Consider the following 308-nt stretch of genomic DNA (forward strand, 5'->3'; position numbering starts at 1 on the left):
TTGCAGGGCCGCTTGCCAACCCGGGCCGCGCAGGTTCATCAGAATCAGCATCGCCAGAACAGTCAGGAGCATGACTACCACGACGCCTTGAGCATCGCGGCCGGTCGCCGGGTGTTGCCACCCTGCTGCAAGACCGTGCACATCAGCCTGTTTTTCGACGGCACCGGCAATAACCTCAACAACGACCTGTACCTGTCCAATCCCAAACATCCGACCAACGTCGCTCGCCTGTTCCGCGCCAGCATTGGCGACGGCCATGCCGGCGGCACCACCCACGGCTCCAGCATCGCCCGCGGCCTGACCGACGC

Annotated in this window: 1 pseudogene; it reads left to right on the forward strand. The window is 64.3% G+C overall.

The features are described from left to right. A pseudogene (locus VC35_RS28310) lies at positions 1-308 on the forward strand (T6SS phospholipase effector Tle1-like catalytic domain-containing protein); the annotation flags it as partial.

It is taken from the genome of Pseudomonas fluorescens (assembly GCF_000967965.1).
Classification (GTDB): Bacteria; Pseudomonadota; Gammaproteobacteria; order Pseudomonadales; family Pseudomonadaceae; genus Aquipseudomonas; species Aquipseudomonas grandcourensis.